At 30.2% G+C, this 24,308-nt stretch carries 21 protein-coding genes; 15 read left to right on the forward strand and 6 right to left on the reverse strand.

The window, feature by feature from the left end:
* The first annotated feature begins 1 nt into the window (after nucleotide 1).
* From DEFDS_RS05040 to fdhD, 15 genes are all read left to right on the forward strand, one after another.
* Nucleotides 2-706: a segregation and condensation protein A gene (locus DEFDS_RS05040; RefSeq protein ID WP_013007721.1), complete on the forward strand. Its 705-nt coding sequence runs from the start codon at nucleotides 2-4 to the stop codon at nucleotides 704-706.
* A complete protein-coding gene (scpB, locus tag DEFDS_RS05045; RefSeq protein WP_013007722.1) occupies nucleotides 699-1,211 on the forward strand; it encodes an SMC-Scp complex subunit ScpB in 513 nt (170 codons plus the stop codon). The genes DEFDS_RS05040 and scpB overlap by 8 nt, the downstream gene beginning before the upstream one ends.
* Complete coding sequence (locus tag DEFDS_RS05050; RefSeq protein WP_013007723.1) at nucleotides 1,187-1,906, forward strand: pseudouridine synthase; 720 nt, start codon at nucleotides 1,187-1,189, stop codon at nucleotides 1,904-1,906. Before scpB ends, DEFDS_RS05050 begins: the two co-directional genes overlap by 25 nt.
* Entirely contained in the window at nucleotides 1,894-2,253 is a 360-nt protein-coding gene (gene queD / locus DEFDS_RS05055) for a 6-carboxytetrahydropterin synthase QueD (RefSeq protein WP_013007724.1), read from the forward strand. The genes DEFDS_RS05050 and queD overlap by 13 nt, the downstream gene beginning before the upstream one ends.
* Nucleotides 2,246-2,941: a 7-carboxy-7-deazaguanine synthase QueE gene (locus tag DEFDS_RS05060; protein WP_013007725.1), complete on the forward strand. Its 696-nt coding sequence runs from the start codon at nucleotides 2,246-2,248 to the stop codon at nucleotides 2,939-2,941. Before queD ends, DEFDS_RS05060 begins: the two co-directional genes overlap by 8 nt.
* Complete coding sequence (locus DEFDS_RS05065) at nucleotides 2,941-5,121, forward strand: tetratricopeptide repeat protein (RefSeq protein WP_013007726.1); 2,181 nt, start codon at nucleotides 2,941-2,943, stop codon at nucleotides 5,119-5,121. Before DEFDS_RS05060 ends, DEFDS_RS05065 begins: the two co-directional genes overlap by 1 nt.
* Nucleotides 5,122-5,129: 8 nt before the next feature.
* Nucleotides 5,130-5,942: an ExeA family protein gene (locus DEFDS_RS05070; RefSeq protein WP_013007727.1), complete on the forward strand. Its 813-nt coding sequence runs from the start codon at nucleotides 5,130-5,132 to the stop codon at nucleotides 5,940-5,942.
* The gene (locus DEFDS_RS05075; protein ID WP_041223630.1) at nucleotides 5,942-8,104 is read left to right on the forward strand and encodes an ATP-binding protein; all 2,163 of its coding nucleotides are present in this window, start codon (nucleotides 5,942-5,944) and stop codon (nucleotides 8,102-8,104) included. The genes DEFDS_RS05070 and DEFDS_RS05075 overlap by 1 nt, the downstream gene beginning before the upstream one ends.
* The gene (locus DEFDS_RS05080; RefSeq protein WP_013007729.1) at nucleotides 8,101-9,453 is read left to right on the forward strand and encodes a sigma-54-dependent transcriptional regulator; all 1,353 of its coding nucleotides are present in this window, start codon (nucleotides 8,101-8,103) and stop codon (nucleotides 9,451-9,453) included. Before DEFDS_RS05075 ends, DEFDS_RS05080 begins: the two co-directional genes overlap by 4 nt.
* The gene (gene polX / locus DEFDS_RS05085; RefSeq protein WP_013007730.1) at nucleotides 9,443-11,149 is read left to right on the forward strand and encodes a DNA polymerase/3'-5' exonuclease PolX; all 1,707 of its coding nucleotides are present in this window, start codon (nucleotides 9,443-9,445) and stop codon (nucleotides 11,147-11,149) included. The genes DEFDS_RS05080 and polX overlap by 11 nt, the downstream gene beginning before the upstream one ends.
* Before the next feature lie 286 nt (nucleotides 11,150-11,435).
* Nucleotides 11,436-13,157, forward strand: a complete 1,722-nt coding sequence (locus DEFDS_RS05090; RefSeq protein WP_013007731.1) for an FAD-dependent oxidoreductase — start codon at nucleotides 11,436-11,438, stop codon at nucleotides 13,155-13,157.
* Nucleotides 13,144-14,325 carry a hypothetical protein gene (locus DEFDS_RS05095; RefSeq protein ID WP_013007732.1) on the forward strand — a complete coding sequence of 394 codons (1,182 nt, stop codon included), beginning with the start codon at nucleotides 13,144-13,146 and terminating at the stop codon, nucleotides 14,323-14,325. Before DEFDS_RS05090 ends, DEFDS_RS05095 begins: the two co-directional genes overlap by 14 nt.
* Entirely contained in the window at nucleotides 14,318-17,017 is a 2,700-nt protein-coding gene (locus DEFDS_RS05100) for a glutamate synthase-related protein (RefSeq protein ID WP_013007733.1), read from the forward strand. Before DEFDS_RS05095 ends, DEFDS_RS05100 begins: the two co-directional genes overlap by 8 nt.
* A gap of 2 nt (nucleotides 17,018-17,019) precedes the next feature.
* A complete protein-coding gene (locus DEFDS_RS05105; RefSeq protein WP_013007734.1) occupies nucleotides 17,020-17,634 on the forward strand; it encodes a molybdenum cofactor guanylyltransferase in 615 nt (204 codons plus the stop codon).
* Nucleotides 17,588-18,382 carry a formate dehydrogenase accessory sulfurtransferase FdhD gene (gene fdhD, locus DEFDS_RS05110; protein WP_013007735.1) on the forward strand — a complete coding sequence of 265 codons (795 nt, stop codon included), beginning with the start codon at nucleotides 17,588-17,590 and terminating at the stop codon, nucleotides 18,380-18,382. Before DEFDS_RS05105 ends, fdhD begins: the two co-directional genes overlap by 47 nt.
* A gap of 166 nt (nucleotides 18,383-18,548) precedes the next feature.
* Here fdhD and DEFDS_RS05115 read toward each other — a convergent pair whose 3' ends face one another.
* The 6 genes from DEFDS_RS05115 to mobB all read right to left on the reverse strand — a co-directional run bounded on the left by DEFDS_RS05115 (nucleotide 18,549) and on the right by mobB (nucleotide 24,242).
* On the reverse strand, nucleotides 18,549-18,935 hold the full coding sequence (locus DEFDS_RS05115; protein WP_013007736.1) for a class II SORL domain-containing protein: 387 nt from the start codon (nucleotides 18,933-18,935) through the stop codon (nucleotides 18,549-18,551).
* An 80-nt stretch (nucleotides 18,936-19,015) separates the two neighbouring features.
* The gene (gene mltG / locus DEFDS_RS05120; protein ID WP_013007737.1) at nucleotides 19,016-20,035 is read right to left on the reverse strand and encodes an endolytic transglycosylase MltG; all 1,020 of its coding nucleotides are present in this window, start codon (nucleotides 20,033-20,035) and stop codon (nucleotides 19,016-19,018) included.
* Nucleotides 20,036-20,042: 7 nt separating this feature from the next.
* A complete protein-coding gene (gene carA, locus DEFDS_RS05125) occupies nucleotides 20,043-21,161 on the reverse strand; it encodes a glutamine-hydrolyzing carbamoyl-phosphate synthase small subunit (RefSeq protein ID WP_013007738.1) in 1,119 nt (372 codons plus the stop codon).
* Nucleotides 21,162-21,215: 54 nt separating this feature from the next.
* Nucleotides 21,216-22,454, reverse strand: coding sequence for a trypsin-like peptidase domain-containing protein (locus DEFDS_RS05130; protein ID WP_013007739.1), 1,239 nt, complete (start codon nucleotides 22,452-22,454; stop codon nucleotides 21,216-21,218).
* Complete coding sequence (locus DEFDS_RS05135) at nucleotides 22,424-23,590, reverse strand: molybdopterin molybdotransferase MoeA (RefSeq protein WP_013007740.1); 1,167 nt, start codon at nucleotides 23,588-23,590, stop codon at nucleotides 22,424-22,426. The genes DEFDS_RS05130 and DEFDS_RS05135 overlap by 31 nt, the downstream gene beginning before the upstream one ends.
* A complete protein-coding gene (gene mobB, locus DEFDS_RS05140; RefSeq protein ID WP_013007741.1) occupies nucleotides 23,583-24,242 on the reverse strand; it encodes a molybdopterin-guanine dinucleotide biosynthesis protein B in 660 nt (219 codons plus the stop codon). Before mobB ends, DEFDS_RS05135 begins: the two co-directional genes overlap by 8 nt.
* Between the last annotated feature and the right edge of the window lie 66 nt (nucleotides 24,243-24,308).

Consider the following 24,308-nt stretch of genomic DNA (forward strand, 5'->3'; position numbering starts at 1 on the left):
TATGGGTGATTTACTGGAAATAAAATTAGATAATTTTGAGGGTCCTTTAGATTTGTTGATTCATTTGATTTATAAAAATGAGATGAATATTTATGATATCTCAATTTCAGTAATTGCTGATCAGTTTATTAATGCTATCAATACAATGGAAGAGATGGATATTGAAGTTGCATCAGATTTTATTCAAATGGCATCTTATTTAATTTATTTGAAATCTAAGATGTTGTTGCCACATAATAGCATTGTGGAAGATGATATTGATATTGAGGAAGAGAAATTTTTATTTACTCAGAGATTGATAGAATATTCATTTTTTAAAGATGTTGCTGAAATTTTAAGGGAAAGAGAACAAAAATATTCAACATATTTAACTAGAGAAGAGTCCATTACTCTGGAAAAAGATTATAGCGAATCTATGGATGCTTACCAGATAGCAAGATTATTTTTTAACTTAATAAAAAAAGAAGACAAAAAAATAATCAAGATAGAAAAGAAAAATATTGATATTAATGAAATTATTGAAAATATAAAAGCTTTGGTTTTTGAAAATGAGTTATTATTTTGGCAAAACATTTTGGATAGATGTAGAAATAAAATGGAAGTGGTAGTAAGTTTTTTGGCAATCTTGGAATTGATAAAATTGAAGGTTGTTGTGGCGATTCAGGAATCCAATTTTGAGAACTTTGTGGTGAAAAGAAATGGATGAGAAAAAACTTTTTTTTGCAACTCTATTTTTGTCGGGCAAACCTGTAACTGTTAAGACATTGAGGCAGATAATGGAACCGGTAAATTTGGAAAATAGATTAACGGATTATGTGGAATATTTTAATAAATTAGATCTTGGAATTAAGATAATTGAAGTTGCTGGTGGCTATCAAATGGTTGCAGATAGTAAGCTGTATAGTTCTTTAATTGATATTTTTGGTGAGAAAACAGAAAATTTTTCAAGAGCTACGCTTGAAACCCTTGCAGTGATTGCATACAAGCAGCCTATTACAAAAGCAGAAATTGAGCAGATTAGGGGTGTAAATAGTAGCTCTATAATCAGAAATCTATTGGATAAAGGGTTTGTTAAGATTATAGGGCGAAAAGATGTCCCTGGTAAACCACTACTTTATTGCACCACTAATAAATTCTTAGAATATTTTGGTTTAAAAGATCTTTCCGAGTTACCAACATTTAGAGAATGGCAAGAATTAAAAAGGAATTAATAAGACTAAATAAACTTATAGCTTCAAGCGGAAAGTATTCTAGAAGGGAAGCTGATAGGTTAATTCAAAACGGTTTCGTTTTAGTAAATGGCGTTGTTATAACCAATCCTGCTGAGAAATTTAGTATCAATGATCATGTAGTAGTTAATGGAGAAAAATTAGATTTTAATAAAAAAGTTTATATTAAGTTTTATAAGCCGATAAAGGTGCTCACTTCTTATGATAAATATCGAGATAAAAAGTCGTTGTTAGATATTGAATTTTTCAAAAAGAATAGACTCGGATATTCTGGTAGACTTGATTATGAAAGTGAGGGTTTGATAATTTTTACAAATGATGGGGATCTTATTTATAAAATTCAGCACCCTTCAAGTAGAATTGAGAAAGAGTATATAGTTGCTGTAGATAAAATTCTTGAAGAAAAAGAGCTCGAGTTAATTAGAGCAGGGTTGAAAACTAAAGAAATTAAATATTTACCTTGTAAAATTAATTATTTGGGTAATTATACTTATAATATTGTATTGTATGAGGGTAAAAAAAGAGAAATTAGAAATATTTTTAAGTTTTTTAAAATAAATGTAAAAAAATTGAAAAGGGTTAGGATAGGTCCAATAAGGATTGTAGATTTAAAACCTGGAGAATATAAGCATTTATCAAAAAAAGAGATAGAGGAGTTAAAAAAATGTATAGGTTGAGGGTTATTGATCATTTTGCTAGTGCTCATTTTTTAAGGGATTATGAGGGTAAATGTGAAAATTTACATGGCCATAATTGGAAAGTTGAGGTTTATCTCAAAGGTGAAAAACTTGATAAAACAGGTATGTTGGTTGATTTTAAAAATATAAAAAAAGAGTTAAGAAAAATAACTGATGAGTTGGATCATATTTTTTTGAATGAGCACCCATATTTTGAAAAAATTAATCCTACGAGTGAGAATATAGCTAAATATATTTATGATAGGTTAAAGGAGAAATTCTGTGATTTAATGAGTTCTGTTGTTGTATGGGAAAGTGAAACAGCAGCGGCTGAATATTATGAGTAAAGCATTTGTTAAAGAGATTTTTAAGTCTGTACAGGGTGAAGGGAAATATGTGGGTGCAAGACAGCTATTTATACGTTTTGCTGGATGTAATATAAACTGTGTTGGTTGCGATACAAATTATACTGTTGATAGATATTTTTTGTGTTGTGACAAAAAGTACGAGAATCCTGTTACGCCAGATAATTTGTTTAATTTAGTTGTAAATAATTTTGACTTGAATTTGTTTCATTCAGTATCGTTAACTGGCGGTGAGCCTTTAATATATTGTGATTTTCTTAAGTTATTTTTGCAATATTTAAAAAATGCAGGAGTGAGAACATTTTTAGAAACAAGTGGTTTGATTGTAGATAGCATATTAGAATTGGAAGATTATCTTGATATAATTAGTGTCGATTTAAAATTGAAGGAAGTTTTTGGTGTAGAGTTTAATAGAGATGGAATTATTAAACTAAAAGATATTAATGAGAAAGTGTATTTTAAGATTGTTGTTGGAGAAAATTTACCTTTAGAAAAAATAGAAAACACTATACACTTAATCAAAGGGATTGGGGTAGAAGAGCTGTATATCCATTTTATTGATAATAAATTTAATTATAGTTTACTTGATAAAATATTAGACTTGTGTTATTATCATAATGTTATGGCATATTTTATACCTCAGGTTCATAAATTAATTGGGATGAAATAATGGGGCTTTTCGGGAGTAAAGAATTAACATTTGCTGATATTAAAAAAATTTATCTCAAAGGCAATCTTCGTAAAGCTTTAAAAGAGTGTAAAAAATATTTATCAAAAAATAAAGATGATTATGATGCTTTGAATCTCCTTGGTGATATTCAATTTAGATTGGGTCAAAAGAATGAAGCATTAAGTACTTTTAAAAGGCTTATAGAAGAGCTTGAAAAAGGTAAATATTTGGATAAGTTGATTGCTCAAATTCGTAAAGTATTGAAAATTTTTCCAGATGAATATGATTTATATAGAAAATTAGCAGAAGCTTTTGAAAAAAAAGGGTTAAAGGGTGAGCAGTTAAAAACACTTTTGCAGTTGAGTGAGATATATGAAAAGAACGGTTTTATTGATAAATCTATCGATATTTTAAAAGAGATAACTGAGATTGATAGGTCCAATTTAAGTAATTATGTTATAGTCTTAGAGAGATTGGATAAATTTAACAAAAGTTTTGAAATTTGTAAGTTTCTATATTCTGCATTAAAAATAGTTTATGAAAAGGTAAAAGAAGAAAAATCAGATTTAGCCAAGAAGTACTTGGTAGATTTTTCTGAATATGCTTTGAAGCATAAGTGTGATCTGTCTGATTTAATTCAGTTTATGGTACCTTTCTTTAGAGAAAAATCTGAGCATAAAGATATTTTTATAGAAGTAGCTAAAAATAATGTTAATAAAGAGTTTAATCCCGATGTTTATTCTTTGTTGAAAGAGTATTATCCATTAGAGTTAGATTTAGATTTTTATGAAAAGTTGAAAGATGAAACAAAGGAACCATTAGTTTATAGTGACTTGGCAAATGCTTATCTTAGTAAGAATGATTATAAAAAGTTAAAAGAACTTATTGAAGAAATAAATAATTTGCCTGAATATGATTTTAAGATAGATTTTGTAGAAATTGTGGGAAATTTATATCCAAAAATAGATGATTTGGAGATTTTAGATAGCTTAGTAGTTTTGGCTGGGAAATGTAAAGCTAAGAATTTACAAATAGAAATTTATAAGAAGATGTCTGAATTGTATTATGATAAGGGAGAAAATGAAAAAGCTGAACGAATTATTGATTTTATAAATGAATTAGAGCACGGTATTGCTGTGACTGAATCTTCTACTGAATCTGGACATTATGATGAAAATGTTGATCTCTCTTCATTGGAGACAAATGAGGTAAATGAAATCGATTTGGAGTCAGGACTGGCTGAAGAAGGCTTTGAGATTGTAGATACAGGAGATGAGATAGATTTGGATTTAGATCTTGATCTTGATTCGACAAGTTATGGTGAGGAGGAGGCTGACGAAGCTTTTGAAGATGGAAAACAGGATGATTTTGAAATAGATTTGGATTTAGATAATGTGGATGAAACTGAGAGTGGTGAGGTTTTATTAAAAGAAGAGAATGAACAAAATAAAGTTGTTGAAGAAGAAGATATCTTTGCTGATTCTATTGATTTAGAAAATTATGAAGAGGAAGACGAATTAAAGGATAGTCATAGTGATTTATCAAATGATGTAGAAGCAATAGAAGAGGAGATCTTTGATTTAGATCATTTTTCTGAGGAAGTTGAACAGAGTCAAAAATATGATAAATTAATTAATTTTACTGATGAAGAGAAAAAAGTTGTTGAAGCAATGAGAAAAAGTATAAACGAATCTGTCTCAGAAAACGACTATGAGACGCATTACGATTTGGGATTAGCTTATTTTGAGCTTGAATTATTTGATGATGCTATTGAGGAATTAAAAAAGGCATCTTACGGTAGTAAGAGATATGAAAGTTTGTATATGTTAGCTGAATGTTATAAAAAACTGGGTAGGTTTGAGGATGCTGCTAATATCCATAAACTAATAATTGCTGATTATGATGATGTTGAAAAAATAAAAAACTCTTTATATGAGTTAGCAACTATTTATGAAGAATCTGGTGATGAGTCGGTAGCCAAGAATTATTATATGAAATTGTATACTCTTGATAGTAATTTTAGAGATGTAAAAGAAAAGGTTAGTAAATTTGATTTTGAAAAATTGGACGATAAAAATGTAACTATTTCTGATGATGATAGTTCTAAAGAGATAGATGAATCTGTTAGTAAAGATAATGAAAGTAATAAACCTAAGAAAAAAAAGATTTCATTTTTGTAGGTGTTTGAATGGGGGTTAAAGAGTTTTATAATTTAAAAGAATTGCCTTTTAATAACTCTCCTGATTTAAAATATTTCTATAAATCGAAACATCATGTGAAGGCTTTGTTGAAACTTCAGTACTTAATTGAAGAGAAAAAAGGTTTGGGGCTTGTGCTGGGACCTATCGGTACTGGTAAAACTACTATAGCTAGGTTATTTTATGAAGATATAGATCCAGTGCTTTATGAAGTATTATTTATTGTGGTGGTTCATTCAGAAGTAAGCTCTGAGTGGTTTTTAAAAAAATTATGTATGCAACTTGGTGTTAAGGATATTCCGTCTGAAAAGCCAGAAATGGTTGCAAGACTTTTTCAAAAGATTTCTGAAATATCTGATACAGGTAAAAATGTTGTTATAATTATTGACGAAGCGCAGATGCTTACGAAAAAAGAGGTTATGGAAGAGATTAGGGGGTTGTTGAATTTTGAAGACGAATCTGGCAAAATGATAAATTTTGTTCTTTTTGGTTTACCTGAGTTAAATGAAAACTTAAAGCTTGACGAACCTTTGTTTCAAAGAGTTGCTATGAGATTAACTTTACAGCCTTTAGATTTAGAAGAAACAAGAAATTATATTTATCATAGATTAAATATAGCTGGTGGTGATAAAGAAATTTTTGAAGAGGCTTCTATACCTATAATTTATGAAAGTAGCAAAGGAATTCCAAGGCTTATTAATACGATATGCGATAATGCTCTTTTTGAGGGGTATTTGCAAAAATCTGAAACTATTTCAGCCAATATAGTTAGGCAGGTATGCATTGATTTAGGCCTGGCTTGATGTTAAAAAATGGTAACCCTAAGAAAAAAAAGATAATCTATTATCTAATCATATTAATATTAGTAATTTTCTTAAATTACTTAGTTAGCTCAAAGCTTGTTAATTTTGATTACCCTTTAACATCAAATATTACTATTTTTTTGTTGATTAACATAAATATTGTTTTACTGTTAGCTTTATTGATTGTTATATTTAGAAATCTTGCAAAAATATTTTTTAGTCGTAGTAAAGGTGTTTTTGGGGCATCTTTGCAAAGTAAGCTAGTTATTTTTTCAATTATTCTAAGCGTTATACCTGTATCTATTGTATTTATATTTTCTATAAGCATTATTAATAATAGCATAAACAAATGGTTTGATAGTCAGGTTGAGCTTGCATTAAAAAGCTCTGTTGATTTGATGCAAAAATATCAAAATCAACTTGAGCAAGACCTTGTAGAGCAAACTCTGATATTATCTAAGTTAGTGACTACAAAGGGTTTTTTATTGCAGAGAAATTATGATGAATTAAACAAGTTTGTGGACGAATATTTACAAAATAATAGGATTGATGGTGTTGCTGTTTATAATAAAGAGGGTAATAGAATTTTAGCAAATGATAAAAAATATTATATCAATTTTATTGTTAGTAAAGATATTGTGAATGAAATAGTTACTCAGGTAAAACAAATTGCAAAATACGAGTTTTTTGGTGAAAATCAAATATATTGGGTAGGTGTTCCTGTTGCTGCTAAGACTTCCGATAAAATTATATTAGGTGCACTTTTTGTATATAAAATAGTTCCACCTGATCAGGCTTCTAAAGTTTCGAAAATAATGGACTCTTATAGAAATTATAGTCAAATTAAATTTTTTGCTGAGCCTATCAAAAATTCATATAAAATTTTATTGATTTTGATGACACTACTTGTAGCTTTAGCAGGTATTTGGGGGAGTATTGTTTTTTCAAGAAATATTACTGAGCCTTTAAATGCTCTTGCTGATGCTTCTAAATCTATTTCTTCTGGAAACTTAGATGTAACATTGGATGAAATGGGAGATTACGAACTCAGAGTTTTAATAAGGTCATTTAATGAAATGGCTAAAAGATTGAAAGAGCATACAGAACAGCTGAGCAAAAAGAATGAAGAGCTTGATAAAATGTATAAACAGATTTTTCGAGATAATCAGTACATTGATGTTATTTTTAAAAATACTAAATCAGCTATATTTTTATTTGATGAAAAATTAAACATTTTAAAGTGTAATGATAGTGCAAAGATACTTTTAGATAGTGATATTAAATGGTGGGATGAATTAATCGATATTTTAAAAAAGTTTTTTTACGAAAGTAATGAAATGTCATTGGTTTTTCAAAAGGATTATGATATAAATGATGGAACAAAGACATTGTCGTTTACCTTTTCTAAGGTGTATTTAAGTCATAATGAGCCGGATAATATAATTGTTTTCATCGATGACATAACAGATATTTTGACAGCAAAAAAATATGAAATATGGAAAGAGATAGCAAGTAGAATTGCTCACGAGATTAAGAACCCTCTTACTCCAATTAAACTTAATGCTGAAAGAGTTCTGAAAAAGTTAAATGAAGAGTTTGAAGATATCCCTGAAACAGTCTTAAAAAGTCTGAGAACAATAATAGACGAAGTTAACGATTTATACAAAATGATTAACGAATTTAATGAATTTGCAAGGATGCCAGCTATAAATAAAAGGTATTTTAATTTGGATGAACTTGTAAAAGAGGTTATAGATTTTTATAAAACTTCAAAACCTTTATTTGAATTTAGATTTCAAAACCAAGGTGTAAAAATGATGTATGGTGATCTTTCTCAGATAAAAAGACTTTTGCATAATTTAATACAAAACTCTATTAGTGCAATTGACTCAGATAAAGGGAAAGTTACTGTTAAATTAGAAGAAGATGACAAATATTTATATCTGTCTATTAAAGACAATGGCGTAGGGATTGATAGTGAAGATTTACAAAAGATATTCTTACCATATTTTAGTAAAAGAGTAGGTGGTACAGGATTGGGTTTAGCAATAGTTAAAAAGATTGTAGAAGAACATGATGGGTTAATTGAGGTTGAAAGTGAAGTGGGTATATTTACCCTTTTTAGAATAAAGTTTAATAAAAGAAGCTGGAGTAAAATATGAAGGTTTTAATAATAGATGATGAACGAAATATATGTGAAACGATAAAAGATATTGTCGAAGATGAGGGTTTTAAGGCAGATTTCGCTTTAACGTTTAACGATGGCTTTAACAAACTAAAAAATGAACTCTATGATGTTTTATTCTTGGATATTTGGTTACCTGATAAAGATGGAAACGAGGGGTTAAAAGAGATTAAAAAATATTTTCCTGAAATAGAAATTATAATGATTAGTGGACACGGAAATATTGAAAATGCTGTTGAGTCTATAAAACATGGTGCTTATGATTTTTTGGAAAAACCTTTGTCGCTGGATAGGATTATTTTAATTTTAAAGCATATTAATGATAAAATATCATTAGAAAGGGATTTGAGAGAAACTAAATTTGACTTGCTCAAACGATATGAATTAATTGGTATTAGTGATAAGATTGTCAATTTAAAAAAGAGGATAGAAAAGATAGCTCCGACAAATGCATGGGTAATGATAACTGGTGAAAATGGTACAGGTAAAGAGCATGTGGCTAGGTTGATTCATTTATTAAGTAAAAGGTCTAATAATAGATTTGTAGAGTTAAACTGTTCTGCTGTTCCTTCAGAGTTGATTGAAAGCGAAATGTTTGGTTATGAGAAAGGGGCTTTTACTGGAGCTGTATCAAAAAAGATAGGTAAAATTGAATTGGCTGATAAAGGAACTCTGTTTTTGGATGAAATAGGCGATATGGATTTAATGATGCAGGCCAAATTGCTGAGAGTGTTGGAAACATTTGAATTCACAAGATTAGGCGGTAATGATTTAATAAAATCTGACTTTAGACTTATTTCAGCAACGAACAAAAATATTGAAGAGGAAATTGAGAAAGGTAATTTCAGGAAAGACTTATATTATCGTATAAATGTTGTTCCCATACATGTGCCACCTTTAAGAGAGAGAAAGGTTGATATCCCTCTACTCGTAGAGTTTTTTGTTAAAGAATCATGTTATAATAATGGGTTAAATGTTAAAAAGGTATCTGATGATTTAATGGAATTGTTTATTAATTATGATTGGCCTGGTAACGTTAGACAACTAAAAAACACTGTTGAGCGTATGATTGTTTTATCTGAAAGTGATGTTTTAAAAGTAAATGATGCACCTGGTTTTTTAAAAGGTGTTAAAAATGATGAAATGGAAGTTATCAGTATGGGGTTGCCATTAAAGGCTGCAAAGGAGCTTTTTGAAAAAAATTATATATTAAAAGTTTTAAAAAGTGCAGACTGGAATATTTCAAAAGCAGCGAAAATGCTGCAGATTGAAAGAACATATCTTCATAAGAAAATAAATCAGTATGAATTAAAAAATGAGAAATGAACATATAGCATCTATTTTTGATGAGTATGCAGATTATCTAGAATTAAATAACGATGACCCTTTTAAAGTAGTCGCATATCGTAAAGCTGCTAGAATAATAAGAGGGCTTGATTTTGATATAGTTGAGTATATTCAAAATGGTGGAAATTTAGAGAAAATAAAGGGTGTGGGGAAGGCTATAGCAAAGAAAATTATTGAGATTGTTAATACAGGTTCATTAGATTCTCTTGAAAAATTAAAAGAGGAAACTCCCAAAATTTTAATCGAGATGACAAAAATCCCTGGATTAGGGCCTAAAAAAGCTTATAGGTTACATAGAGAATTAAATATAAACTCTATTGGTGAGCTTGAATATGCTTGTAAAGAAAATCGTATTAAGTTGCTTAAAGGGTTTGGAGGTAAAACTCAGGATATGATTTTAAAAGGTTTAGAGTATTATAAAAAGCACAAAGGGAAAAAGCTGTTTTTTGAAGTGGAGCTGATAGCTAACGATTTTAAGCAAACGGTTTCAAAAATTGATGGTGTTTGTGATGTGGAATTTGCGGGCAGTTTGAGAAGAAAAAAGGAAATTGTAAAAGATATAGACCTTATCTTATTAATTGATAATGTTACTACTTTAGAAAATATTAGAAAGTATTTTGCTGAAAGTGGGATAGAGGTTATTGAGTTTGGAGATAAATTTATAAGGTGTTTGTTTAGAAATATAAATGTGGATTTAAGAATTGCAAATGCTGAAAATTTTGTAACCATGCTACATCATTTTACAGGGAGCAAAGAGCATAATGAAGTTTTGAGGATGAAAGCTAAAGAAAAAGGGTTTAAAATCAATGAATATGGTATTTTTAGAGGTGCAGAAAAGATAAATATTAAATCAGAAAAGGAAATTTATGAGTTGTTAGATTTGCCATATATAATTCCAGAGTTAAGAGAAGGGTATTATGAATTTTCTGGGATTGATATTAGTGAAGAAAAACTTGTTAATTTGTCAGATATCAGAGGGGTATTCCATGTTCATACAGTAGATTCAGATGGATTACTAAAATTAGAAGACTTAAAAGAAGTGGCAGATAAATTTGGATATGAATATATAGGTATTTCAGATCATAGCAAATCTTCTTATATAGCAAATGGGCTTGATGAGGAAAGGGCATTATTGCAGCTTGAAAAAATAGAGATGTTTAACGCAGAGAATAATACCTGTTTTTTAAAGGGTATTGAGTGTGATATTTTAGCTGATGGGAGTTTAGATTTTAGTGATGAGCTATTATGTAAATACGATTTTGTAATAGCTAGTGTACATTCGCATTTTTATTTATCAAAATCTGAAATGACCAGGCGACTTATAAAGGCACTTAGTAATAAACATGTTACAATGTTTGGGCATCCTACAGGTAGACTATTGTTATCTAGAGAAGGGTATCAGTTCGATGAAGATGATGTATATAAGGTTTGTAGAGACAATGGTGTGATCGTTGAGCTTAATGCTAATCCTTACAGGCTTGATATTGATTGGAGAAAAATTGAGTATGTTCATAAATATAATTTAAAAGTATCTATCAATCCTGATGCTCATGGAATAGATGGATTTAATGATTTGAAATATGGTGTAAATATTGCACGAAAAGGCGCATTACATAAAAATATGATTTTTAACTCATATAATTATGAAAATGTTGTAAAATACTTAAAAAAATAAGAAAATAATAGGGTTGTAGCTAATAATCAAAAGTTTTATGTTGACAAAAATTGATTTTAAATTTATTTAAATTTTAAAAATTTTATGTTAAAATCAATATTAAGATGTTGAGGGTGTTGCACAATAATAATTGCTTAAGCATCTCAGATTGCTTCGCTAACGCTCGCAATGACTGTGTTTTGTGTTCATTATGGGGTAACAAATATTACTAAAGCATTCTCATTTAATTAGAGCGTTATGCAACATCCTCAATTATAATTTTTAGCCAAATTAGGTGGAGGTAAAATTGAAGAGATTGTATCCCATTTATATTAATAAAAAAAGTCCCTGTTATAGTAAAGATCATCTAGGTAATAGTGGTTGTCCTGCAGAAAATGATATCCCAAGATTCTTACACTTAGTTTCGTTAAGGCGATTTGAAGAAGCGTTTTATGTTTTAAAGGAAACTAATCCATTTTCAGGCGGTTGTGGTAGATTCTGTGATCATCCATGTGAAACAGCTTGTAATAGGGCAAAGTTTGATATGCCTGTTGATATAAAAGCTTTAGAAAGGTTTGTTGCTGACTGGGGGTATAATAAAGGGTTAAAGCCTAGAAAGTATGTAGATAAAAACTCTGGGAAGAATGTCGCTGTGATAGGTTCTGGCCCTGCAGGTTTGTCAGTTGCTTATTTTTTGGCACAATATGGGGTTAATGTAGATGTTTATGAAAAACATAAAACTCCAGGTGGTTTATTAGTTGAAGGGATTCCTAGATATAGGTATCCAATGGAGATATTTGATAAAGAATTAAAGTTTATTTTAGATTTGGGAGTTAAAATTTATTGTAATGAAAATGTTAATAAGACAAAATTTTATAATTTTGTTAGTGAGTATGATGCTGTGGTAGTAGCAACAGGTGCTCATAAACCATTTAAGTTAAATATTGAAGGTGAGAGTTTAGAAGGTGTTCATCATGGTATAGAGTTTTTAAGGAAAATTAATATTGATGGTGAAAATCCAGTTAGAGAAGGTGAAACTATTGGAATTATTGGTGGCGGCTATACGGCATTCGATGTAGCAAGGGTCGCAGTTAAACTTAAAGGTATTCCAACAATATTGTATCGACGTACTATGGATGAGATGACAGCTCATCCTGGTGAAGTGGAAGAATCTAAAAAAGAAGGGGTGAAATTTGAGTTTCTCCTACAACCAGTCAAAATAGAAAAATCTACTGAAAGTAACAAGCTGAGAGTCACTTTTCAAAAGATGAAATTGGGCCCTGTTGATGATAGTGGAAGGAGACGTCCAATACCGGTAAAAGATGATTTTAGAGTTTTTGAATTTGATAAAATTGTTCTTGCTATTGGTGATGAGCCTGATCTTCATTTTGTCGGGGAAAAATTTACTATTGAATATCCTAAAATTATATGTGGTGATCTTCCTGAAGAAATGACAGAAAAGGTATTTATTGCTGGTGATGCTGCAAGTGGTGCTGTAGAAGATACTGGTATGGTTGTAAGAGCAGTTGGGCTTGCCAGAAAAACATCTAATGAGATTTTAAAGTTTTTAAATATAAAGTTTAAAGAGGATAAGAAGAGAGAAATTGCCTATTATAATACTTTGAATCTGAAATATTTTGAAAAATCACATCGATTAATTGAAGAAAAATTGGATTTTGAGGATAGAAAATTTAATTTTAATGAAATTGTAAAAACGGTTGATGAAGATACAGCAGTTCTTTTTGCTAACAGGTGTTTTTTCTGTGGGATATGTATTCAGTGTGATTGGTGTTATAGGTATTCTGATGGTTCTATTGCAAAACATGAAGTAGAATGGGAACCAGAACACGATGCTTGTTTTTATACATTTGTTAAGGATAAGATAAATAGCAGTACATTTAAAAGTGTTGAAGCCTGTCCAAGATCTGCACTTAGCGTAATTGAAGAGGATTCAGACAATTTTGATTATGTGACTCAGCAGTATAAGAGTATAAATGAGCTTAAAGGGGTAGATAATGATAAAGAATAGAATATCTATCGAAGAATTTTCTGGTGGTGAAAAAGGCTTACCATTAGGTGCGTGCGGCCTTATTTCTGCATTTGGTGATTTTAAACTTTCACCTTTACTTAAAGCTGCTATGTGTTTGCAATATAGAGGGAGAGCTGGTGCGGGTGTTACATTAAAGGGGATTTACAAAGATAATGATTTTTATGTTTTTCATATAATGTTTAGGGATCAGAGTAAAGTGAGAGAGTTGGAAGAGGTGATAGAGGATTGGGGAGTTCACATCTTGGATTCTCAGGATTTAGTAAAAAAGAAATTTTACTTTGAGTATGATTTACCAATAATTAAACGATATTTTGTGATGCCCCCAACAAAAGAGGAGATGTTATTTAGAGAGAGAATAGATGATGATTATCGATATATAAGAAAGCATGTCACACTGTTTAATAAAACGTTTATGGATGATGCCAGAATTTTTTCATCTTCTAAAGAAAATGGCACTTTTTTAACAGCTTTTGAGCTTTTGGATACAATAAAAATTTATGAACTTGAGCAGTATGAAGATTGGTTCTATGATGGTTGTTTAATTCATCTTAGATGGCCAACTAGCCAAGGGAGAGGACTCTGGTGGGGTCCTCAACCTATATCTTTTGGAGAGGTTGCGGGTATTCACAATGGGCACTTGTCAAGTGATAAATCTAATGCTTTAGCTCTTGAGCAGTTAGGAGTTGATTTGCATGTAGGCACAGACTCAGAAGCTATTTTTTTAGAGGTGGATTACCTATTGAATAGTGGTTATTCCATTGAGGAAATAGAGTGGACATTATGCAGAAAATTTCCACAAGAGATTGAAGAGATGGATGAAGAAAAAAGAGAAAAGTATTTTAAAACTGTAAATGATCCATACCTTCGCAGGATGAAAATGAGTGGCCCGGCTACAGCTATTGTATTAGTAAAAGATTATGTTTTAGGATTTACCGATAGGGATCATCTTAGACCTTTTAGTATAGGGTTTAATGAAAAGGTGGCTTTTTTAGGTAGTGAACAGAGAGCTGTAGTGTCAGCAGCTTATTTTATGGAAGAACAGCTTGATAGAGTATATGATCCAGCAGCAGGAAAAGTTGTAGCTTTTCAAGTAAAAAATAAAAAATTAAAAAAATTGGACTATTCATGGAGAATGACCAATGATTAAAAAAGAGATGATAATTAAAAAATCTATAAAATACATAGAACCTTTAGAAACAGGAATTTATGCAAAAGGTTCAAAATATTGGGTTAAAGTAACATCTGATGAGGAAGAGCCTGGAAGAGGGTGTGTTTTTTGTAGCAGATGTGTTGATGCGTGTACTCATAATTTAAAAAATCCAAATAGCGAATTTGGTGTTTTTAGGATGGAAACAGTTTATTATGATAGCGAAGGGAATCGTGTATTGGTGGATGATGAAGATAAAATACATCTTGTAGAAAAGATACTTTGGATAAATCCCGATGAGTGTTGTAATTGCAAGCGATGTGTAAAAATGTGCCCTCAGAGGGCAATAAAAGTTTTTAAGAACCCGGATTATCACGATATTGGTGTAGAACTAACTGATTCTACGATAATAAACAACTGTCTCAAACGAGCAGAAGGGGACTCAATGCTTAGTAGTGCTCATCTTGGAGCGCAAAAATCAAAGCTTTCTAATGATTGGTTGATAGATGCTGCAGAGATTTTAAGTCCTCAAAGAGACCATTTACATGAGTATGCTGGTAAATTTGACGATATGTATCTTGGAAAAAGGGAGGCTAGATTTAAATGTGAGACTCCAATTTTTGATGTACATATGAGTTATGGTTCAAATAGTCATGAAGCTTTTTTAGCAAGATTAATTGCAAGCATTAAACTTGGAAGGCCATTTTTTACAGGTGAAGGCTATTTACATCCAGATATGATGCCTGCCGCTAAATATTGTATTTTGCAATTTGGCTCAGGTGGATATGGACCTTGGGTAGAGTTGGATAAATTTGCTGGTTTTTCAATGAAATATGGTCAAGATGCAAAAAAAGGGAAAGGTGGAAGACTACAGGCTAAAAAAAATGATATTGAAATTGCACTTTTGAGATGTGTTGAAGCATTGAGGAATTTAACAGCTCCCAACCCTCAGCATCTTCAGTATTCGATTGAAGAACTACCTATGAGGGTAGAATCTTTAAGAGCACTTTTGGGTGATCACAAGCTAATTGGTGCAGATGTTTATGGAACTGCTTGGAATTTTAAAGAGATTGTGGTTGCTCTTGCTAAGGCTGGTTTTGATTACATTACTATTAAAGCGGGTGATGGTTCAACGGGTGCTGCACATTTGGTGGATTTACAAAATAGAGGGTTGAATGTGGTTTATTTAACACATACTGCAGATATTGCTTTGCGAGAAGAAGGGCTTAGAGAGCAAGTATCTATTATTGCTGAAGGTGGAGTTCTTGATAGTTTTCATGCTTTTCTTGTGCTTCTTGCTGGAGCAGATTTTGTAGGGATGGGGATGAGGACTTTGCACCCCCTTGGTTGTACTTTGTGCCAGCGATGTCATACAGGTCAGTGTGCATGGGGTATCACATCAAGACAGTATGGTGATAGGATTGATCCTGGTATTGCTGCAGAAGGTATTGTAAATATGGTAAGGTCGTTTCAAAAAGATATGGAAGGTTTGGCAGCAGGTTTGGGTATGAGCTCGCATGCTGATGTAGTTGGTGCAAGAAGATTCAGATATCATGGAAATGATCCTTTACTTTTTGAAACTTTTGGTAAAACAGAAATATTTAAGCAGTTGCCAAAGGTTTCTATTAAAGAAAGAAAGCATAAAGTTTTCAAAACTTATAAAGTTGTTTATGAAGAGAATAAGGATTTGATAGAAAATATTTTGTCTAAAATAGAAGGTGACTATTTAAAAATTGATGTTGGAGTGTTTGAAATTGATAGTAGAACTTTGAATTTAATTATGAAATTGGCAGCAGAAAAAGGGGTTAAAAAGTTTTTATTAGATAATGTGGTAGGGCAGAGACTGATAGGAACAGGTATCAACTGTGATGAGATTACAGTTAGAGGTTTAGTTGGTAATCATGCATTTGCATTTGTGAAAGATGTTAAAATAAATGTGTTACCAAATAAAAGCCATAAAACTTCTATACCAGCTAATGCTCATGTAGGGGTTGCAAATACTTCAAATCCAAAGGAGATAAATATTGCAGGTGAGGTTGGAGATTTATTTGCTGCTTATTCTGTTAGTGGAAAGTTTAGGGTAGCTAAAAGTGGTGGAGTTAGAAATTTATTATTAATGAAAGCAGGATTGCCAAAGGAATGGGCAGAGCTAGATCTTTCTAAATATAATGATTGGGACAAAGAGAGTATTTTAAATGAACTTTTACTTAGATACCAGAAGAGAAGAAGTTTAAGAAAGAAAATGAATTGGGGGCAGTTTCTCAAAACTTTTGAGAAGAGGTTAAATGAAAGAAAACCACCCGTTGCAATTTTTGGTGTAGGGGCTGAAAAAGGGATGGGTGATTATTTTATGGAATATGCCCAAGGTGGTATTGGTATTGTGTTAAATGTGGTGGAAATGGAAAATCCAATGGGATATTACATTTGTAGCGGAATGACAGCTGGAGCAGCTTATATCAGAGGGAATATTAGAGATAACCAACTTGGTATAGGGGTAATGAAGATTGATTATTTAACAGATGAAGATAAGATATTTTTGAATAATGAGATAGAAGATTTTATTAATACTTTTAAAGATGTTGATATTGATGATACTTATAACGAAAAATTGAGAAGTTTCGCTGAACGATTTTATAAAGATAAAGAGTCTATTTTTAATGATTTTGTGAAGATTATTCCTGTAACGAGTTGAAAGTGTCCAATTTTAGTTGTGCTATTTTAGCAGGTGGACAGAGCAGAAGATTTGGAAGCGATAAGACGTTGGCTAAAATTAACGGTAAATCTTTTACTGAGATTCTGGCTGAAAAACTATGTAGAATTTCTGATGATGTTTTAATAATTAGTAAGGATTCCTCAAAATTTGATTTTAATGTGGAATCTTGTAGGTTTGTAGATGATGAGTATGAACAGCAATGTCCACTTGTAGGCATAATAACAGGACTTAAAAAATGTAAGTATGATACTCTTTTTGTTGTTTCTGCAGATTCTCCTTTCATAAATATAAATCTTGTAAAAGAGATGTATAAACTTATTAAAAATGGCGATGTATTGTTGCCTGTTATTGATGGTAAGATATATACACTTTTTGGCTTTTATAAGAAAAGTTCTTTGAAAATACTTGAGTTTTATTTTGAAAAAGGGGTTTACAGATTGTTAGATATTTATGATGATTTAAATGTTTTTTATTTAGACAATTTGGAATTTATTTTAGAGTATGATAAAGAGATGCTAAGTTTTTTAAATATAAATACAAGAGAGGATTATGAGCGAGCAAAAGAGATTGCCCAAAAGTCTGGCTTGGAAATATGATGTCAAAAAATTTATAGCAAAAGAAAGTTGTTTTGTTGATGAAGAAAGATATCTGATTCGTGAAGAGAAGTACACTATCTTTATAAATGGTAAAAAATTTACTTCTGTGATGCTAGTACCTCAACTTGAAAAAGAGTTTGTTTACGGTTTTTTGTTTACATCAAAAATAATTGATAGTGTTGATGATATCAAAGATTATAGAATGTGCGAAAATAAAAATATTTATATATACTTAAAAAACTTAGATTTTGAATTTAAGGATGAAAAATGGACTGTTACTTCAGGATGTGGTGGCGGAAAAGTATTAGAAAAAACATATAGCGATTTTGAGAAAATTAGTACTGATTTTAAAATAACGGCAAAACAGATTTTAGAAATGTTTAAAAGATTAGAGGCAGAATCAAAGTTGCATACTTTTACGAGGTGTGTTCATAAAGCATATTATTTTGGTAGTGATGGGTTTGAGTTTACTTGTGAGGATGTGGGGAGGCATAATACAATTGATAAGGTAATTGGTGCAGTTTTACTCAATAAAAGATCATTTGATGGTGTTGTTTTAACTACTGGTAGGCTTACTTCTGAAATGATGCTGAAGTGTGTAAGAGCCAAAATTCCAATAGTTGTATCAAGAACTGCCACAAGTAAATTGGGATTAGAAATTGCAAAGAATGCTAATATTACTATGATTGGGTTAACATCGTTAAAAGGGTTTACAGTTTTTAATGGGGTTGAAAGAGTTATAATTTAGGTGCAGGGGAAACACTAGATATATTAAAAAAACATTATGCAAAAATCTTATATCGTTATTATATAAATAAAAGTGAGATTGCTTCAGAGCAAAAGCTCCTCGCAATGACCACAGCATAATGTAGTCATTGCGAGAATTATTAAAGCAACTCAAAAAGTTACATATCTTAAAATTTTACTTCTACTTCGCTTTCCCATAAACCGTGAATATTACAGTAGCTAACAGCTACAAGTTTACCTGGCTGATTTAGTTTTACTTTAAAGAGTGCAGATGGCTCGGTAAATGCTGGCCCTTTGTTTGCGCCTTCAGTTGATTCACCATGAGCAGTAAACTCTGCTCTACCTAAATTGTAAACATTTCCATTTTCAGGCTTAAAGTATAATGCAATCCAACCAATAAAGTGCTCAGTTGTGTTTGGATGTGCTATCTCTTTACCCACTGAAACATTAACTACAAATTCTTTACCTGCTTCAATTTTCTCTGGTAATTCAATAACTGGAACGTGTTTTTCATTTTTAAAATCTGCTGATTTTACAAATTCTCCTATTGCCATAGTTTACCTCCTTAAACGTTCATATATATATTATTTAGAATTGTTTTAAATTTGTCAAGATAAATTATACAAAAAAAGTCTTATTTTCTTAATATTTGGTATTTATAGACTTTGCGTCTGTGCTCGTTATAAGTTTTGCTAAAATGATGCTTACCGTTTTTATCTGCAACAAAATACAAATAATCGGTTTTTGCTGGATACATTACCGCTTTTAATGCATTGATAGATGGATTACATATTGGAGTTGGAGGTAATCCTTTATATATGTAAGTATTGTAAGGGTTATTTTTGTCTTTTAGGTGTCTTTTTTGCAAGTTACCATTAAATTTTTGAAAAATTCCATAAATTACAGTTGGATCGGATTGTAATGGCATATGACGGTTTAATCTGTTATAAAATACAGAAGCTATGAGAGGGTATTCTGCATCTATGTAGGTTTCTTTTTGAATAATTGATGCTAATATTAACCCTTCATAAAAAGTTAAGCCATTCTCTTTTACTTTTTCTGTAAAATTACTTGGAAGTTTATTTGTAAACTCTTTATACATTGCTTTTATTATATTTATAGGAGTTTCATCATATTGGAAAAAGTATGTTTCTGGGTATAAAAAACCTTCTAATGTTTTATAACTTTTACCTGTAATTTTCACTATTATTTCGTTATTTGTAGCTGTATTTATAAAATCATGATAACTTATTATTTTACTTTTCTCTAATGTAGAGGCTATCTGATATATATTAAAACCTTCAGGTATGGTAACCTTTGTTTTTAATGTGTTACCATTTTTTAAATCACTTAGTACGGATTTTATATTTTTATTGGTAAATTTATAATAACCATACTTTCTATTTGATGCAAAATCGTACATTAAAATCAGATATTTTTTAAAGAAAATTGGTGTTTTTAGATATTTGAAAACTTTATCATAAGTTCTGGATACATTTTCATTTTTTTCAATTTTTATTTCAGTAGTTATATAAGTATTATTTATAAAATTTTCACATTTGTATATCCAGAATGATATTAAAAAGGTAATAATGAAAATGACAAAAATCAATAGAATAAAAAAATTTAATAATTTTTTCGTTTTGAAATTCATTTAGATTTTATTTACAACTTTTAATTAAATCTACAAACCTCTTAAACAGATATATTGCATCATGTGGGCCAGGGCTATTTTCTGGGTGATATTGAACAGCAAATACTGGCTTTGTTTTATGTCTTACCCCTTCAACCGTTTTGTCATTCAGATTAATATGTGTTACTTCAACTATATCTGATAATGAATCTATATCTACAGCAAAACAGTGGTTTTGAGCAGTGATTTCCACTTTTTTAGTATCTAAATCCATAACTGGTTGGTTCCCGCCATGATGTCCAAATTTGAGTTTATAAGTTTTACCACCTAAAGCTATTGAAAGAATTTGGTTTCCTAAGCATATTCCAAATACTGGGTATTTTTCAACAGCTTTTTTGGCAATATCAATTCCATAACTTATTGGCTCTGGATCACCAGGACCATTTGATAAAAATATACCATCAGGATTTAATTTTTCTATATCCTCAAATTTTGTGTTTGCTGGTACAACTGTAACTTTACATCCGTTATCTACAAAATACCTTAATATATTTCGCTTTATTCCAAAATCTATAGCAACAATATGTAGATCAAAAGATTCAGGGGTGTAGTAACCTTTTCCTAAAATCCAACTACCTTGTGTCCATTCATAAGGTTTTTTCGTGCTTACATACTGAACAAGGTCTTTTCCAACGATTGAAGGGATATTTTTAGCTTTTTCCTTTAAATAATCTATGTCTCCTGTTTCAGTAGAAATAATAGCATTCATAGAGCCTCTTTCTCTTATATGCCTAACAAGTTTTCTTGTATCAATACCTTCAATCCCTATGATGTTATATTTTTTTAGAAAATTACTAAGTGATGTTGTAGCTCTATAATTGGAATAAGTTTTTGAATACTCTTTTACAATAAAAGCTGTGACATAAGGTCTATTAGACTCAAAATCTTCTTCATTTACACCATAATTACCTATTAAAGGGTAAGTCATACATACCATTTGACCATAGTATGAAGGGTCTGTGAGTATTTCTTGATATCCAGTCATAGATGTATTAAAAACAACCTCTCCCTCAACTTCACCATTTGCACCAAAACTTGCCCCTTTAAAAACTGTTCCATCTTCCAAAACTAAGTATGCCGCTTTCATTGCTCCTCCACAAAGATTTTAGGATGTATAAAATAAATAGAGATATTTTTCAATCTATAAAGTTAACAAAATTGTAAAAACTGCTCCTTTCCTATAAAGAGAGATTCTTATTTCTCCATAAAAATTATTTATAATTGCAGTATTTAATTCATTAAGATTTTGTATATCTTTATCATTTATTTTTAAAAGAACATCTCCCTTTTTAATATAAGCTGGTATATTTGTATGAGTTACGACGATATATTCCCCTTTTCTTTTAAATTTTAAACCATAAACTTCTGATAAAATTTTTAAACCATAATTTTTTGGATATTCTGTTAACTTTATTGATGATGTGAGAAGCTCGTTTTTTCGTTTGATAACAATTTTTATTTTTGAATTTGGTGGATAACTCCTTAAAATATAATTTAGTGCTTTTTTGTTTGATACCGGTATTTCTTCTATAGAGTAAAGTATATCACCTTTTCTTATGCCAGTTTTATAAGCTATACTGTTTTTTTCAACCCTTGAGATAACCAACCCTTTATCTTCATTTTCTTCAAAAAGAATACCTAAAAAGCCTCTTCTGATTTTTTTATATTTTAGAATCTCAGGTTTAATTCTTTTTAATACATTGATAGGTGTAGAAAACCCTATCCCTTGAGCTTCTCTGTAAATAGCAGAGTTGATACCTATTACTTCTGCATCAAGATTTATCAGCGGGCCACCACTGTTTCCGGGATTGATTAATGCATCTGTTTGTATAAAAATAGAAAACCCATCGGAAGATTTTATTATCCTTTTTGTATTACTTATAACACCTGTTGTTACAGAATTACTGAGCCCATAAGGGTTTCCCATTGCTATTACGGTTTCTCCTAAATAGAGATGGTTACTATCACCCAATTTGACACTTGGAAATTTTTTATCTGTATTTATCTTCAATAAAGCTATATCTAATAATTTATCTCCACCGATTAATTGTGCCTCATATTGGTTGTTGTCAAAGGGGATAATGAAAATTTTATTGGCTGCTTCAATTACATGATAGTTAGTTACAATTATATTATTATCAACAAAAAAACCTGAACCTAAACTTTGTGTTTTATAAGTTCTTTCAAATCCAAAAAAGTCATCAAAAAATGGATCATTAAAAAAAGGGTTATAACTTTTTTTTATTATCTTTTCTGTCCTGATATTTACAACAGACTTTTCAATTTTTTGTATTGCTAAAACCACATCATTTATTCTGTGTGAAGCAAATAAATTGTTGCTAAATAATATTAAAGATAGAATAATAAGAATGTATCGCATAAATCACCCTCTTTTAAATTTTCAATATCCTTATCAATTATAGTTAAACTTCTAAAACCCTTACTTTTTTTCTGGTATAAATCATAGTTTAAAAGTTGATTACTCTCAACAGTTGTTATTGTTTTAATAATTTTATAAAACCCCCTTTTTTTTATTAATGAGAAATTCACAGGGATTTTAATAAGTAGATTTTTTCTTGAAATACCCCTTAGAAAGAAGCCTATAAATAGCTCAGTGCAAACTATTGCAGATTGTGGATTACCGGGTATTATAAAAATAGGTTTATTTTCAAGGGTTGCTAATTTAAAAGTTTTACCTGGACTTGCGTTAATTCCGTTTATAAGTATCTTTCCTTTCAAAGAGTTGATTATGTCAATGATAAGGTCAGCTTTGCTGAAACCGGTCCCACCAATAGTAATTAAAATATCATACTCGTTTATCGATGATTCAATTTTACTTTTTATTGCATTAAAATCATCTTTTTCTATACCAAGGTATGTTACCTCTGTATCAAAGTTTTTAAGAAAGGAAAAAATCATATAATAATTACTGTTTAAGGTATTGTTAGAATTGGCAAAAAGCTCTGTTAATTCTGAGCCTGTTGAGATTATCCCTATTCTAATCGGTTTGAATGTTTCAATGCAGTTTATTCTAAGACTTGCTAAAAGTTCTATTATTCTATGGTCAATAATATCCCCTTTGCTTAATATTTTTTCCCCTTCTTTTATTAGTGAACCTTTAGGTTGAATAAAGTTTTTATCTTGTTTAATCAAAAATAGGTTTCCATCTTTTTTATAACTATTTTCTATAGGAATAACTTTATCTATATTGTGCGATAATTTAGCTCCAGTAGCAACCTTATAAGCTTCATTTTCTTTTAAATTGTATTTGATTTCTTCACCAGCAAAGATTTCACCAATTATTTGAAAAGGTTTTGTAAAATCGCAGATTGAGGAGTTTACTGCATAACCATCCATTTTAGATATATTATATTCTGGAATAGATATTGGTGCATATATATCTTTATATGAAACTTTACCAAATGCATTTTCTATATTGATTAAATGATAATTTCTTTTAATTGTTAGTGAATCTATTATTTTAAAAGCATCGTATAAGTCTGTAAAATTATTCATCTTTGATATTTATTTTTATATTTTTTGCGTTTTCGCACCCTTTTAGTGCCTTTATCATTGAAGTAATTGTGGATGAGACAATATCAGCAACAAAATCTTTCATATGAACAGGCACACCATCCACTGTTATCTGAATATTTCTCTTTTTTTTGTTTATATAGTGTTCAATTAAGAATTGTGCTATTTCTTCAGGATTGTTTAAGTTGAAGATATTTTTTATATTCATTAATTCAGGATTTTCAGGATCATCGGTGGCTACACCAATTAATGTGGGGTTATTTTTACATAAAAGTTCTTTTGAGTGTCCTTTTCTAAAGATTTCTATTTTTGGTTTATTTGCACTTTTAAAACCTTCTGTTAAAACTAGATCTATATCTAAATCAAGTTTGAAGATTAGGTCATCTAAGGACAGTTCATTTTCTACATCAGAGATTAATGCATATTGCCATGGGGATGAAATTACCACAGAATATGCTCCAGCTTGTTTATGTCTATAGGTATCTTTACCCTCTCTATCAATGTTAAAACCGTGAACGTCGTGTTTTATAGTTGCAACTTTATAATTTTTTTCTTTGAATATTTTTAATAGTTTTTCTATTAATGTTGTTTTCCCACAATCAGAACTTCCTACAATTGAAATTACAGGTATCATTTTTACCTCCACGTTTTTATATTATAGTAAACTAAGAAAGATAATACATCAATAAAATTGTTATTT

This window comes from Deferribacter desulfuricans SSM1 (genome assembly GCF_000010985.1).
Classification (GTDB): Bacteria; Chrysiogenota; Deferribacteres; order Deferribacterales; family Deferribacteraceae; genus Deferribacter; species Deferribacter desulfuricans.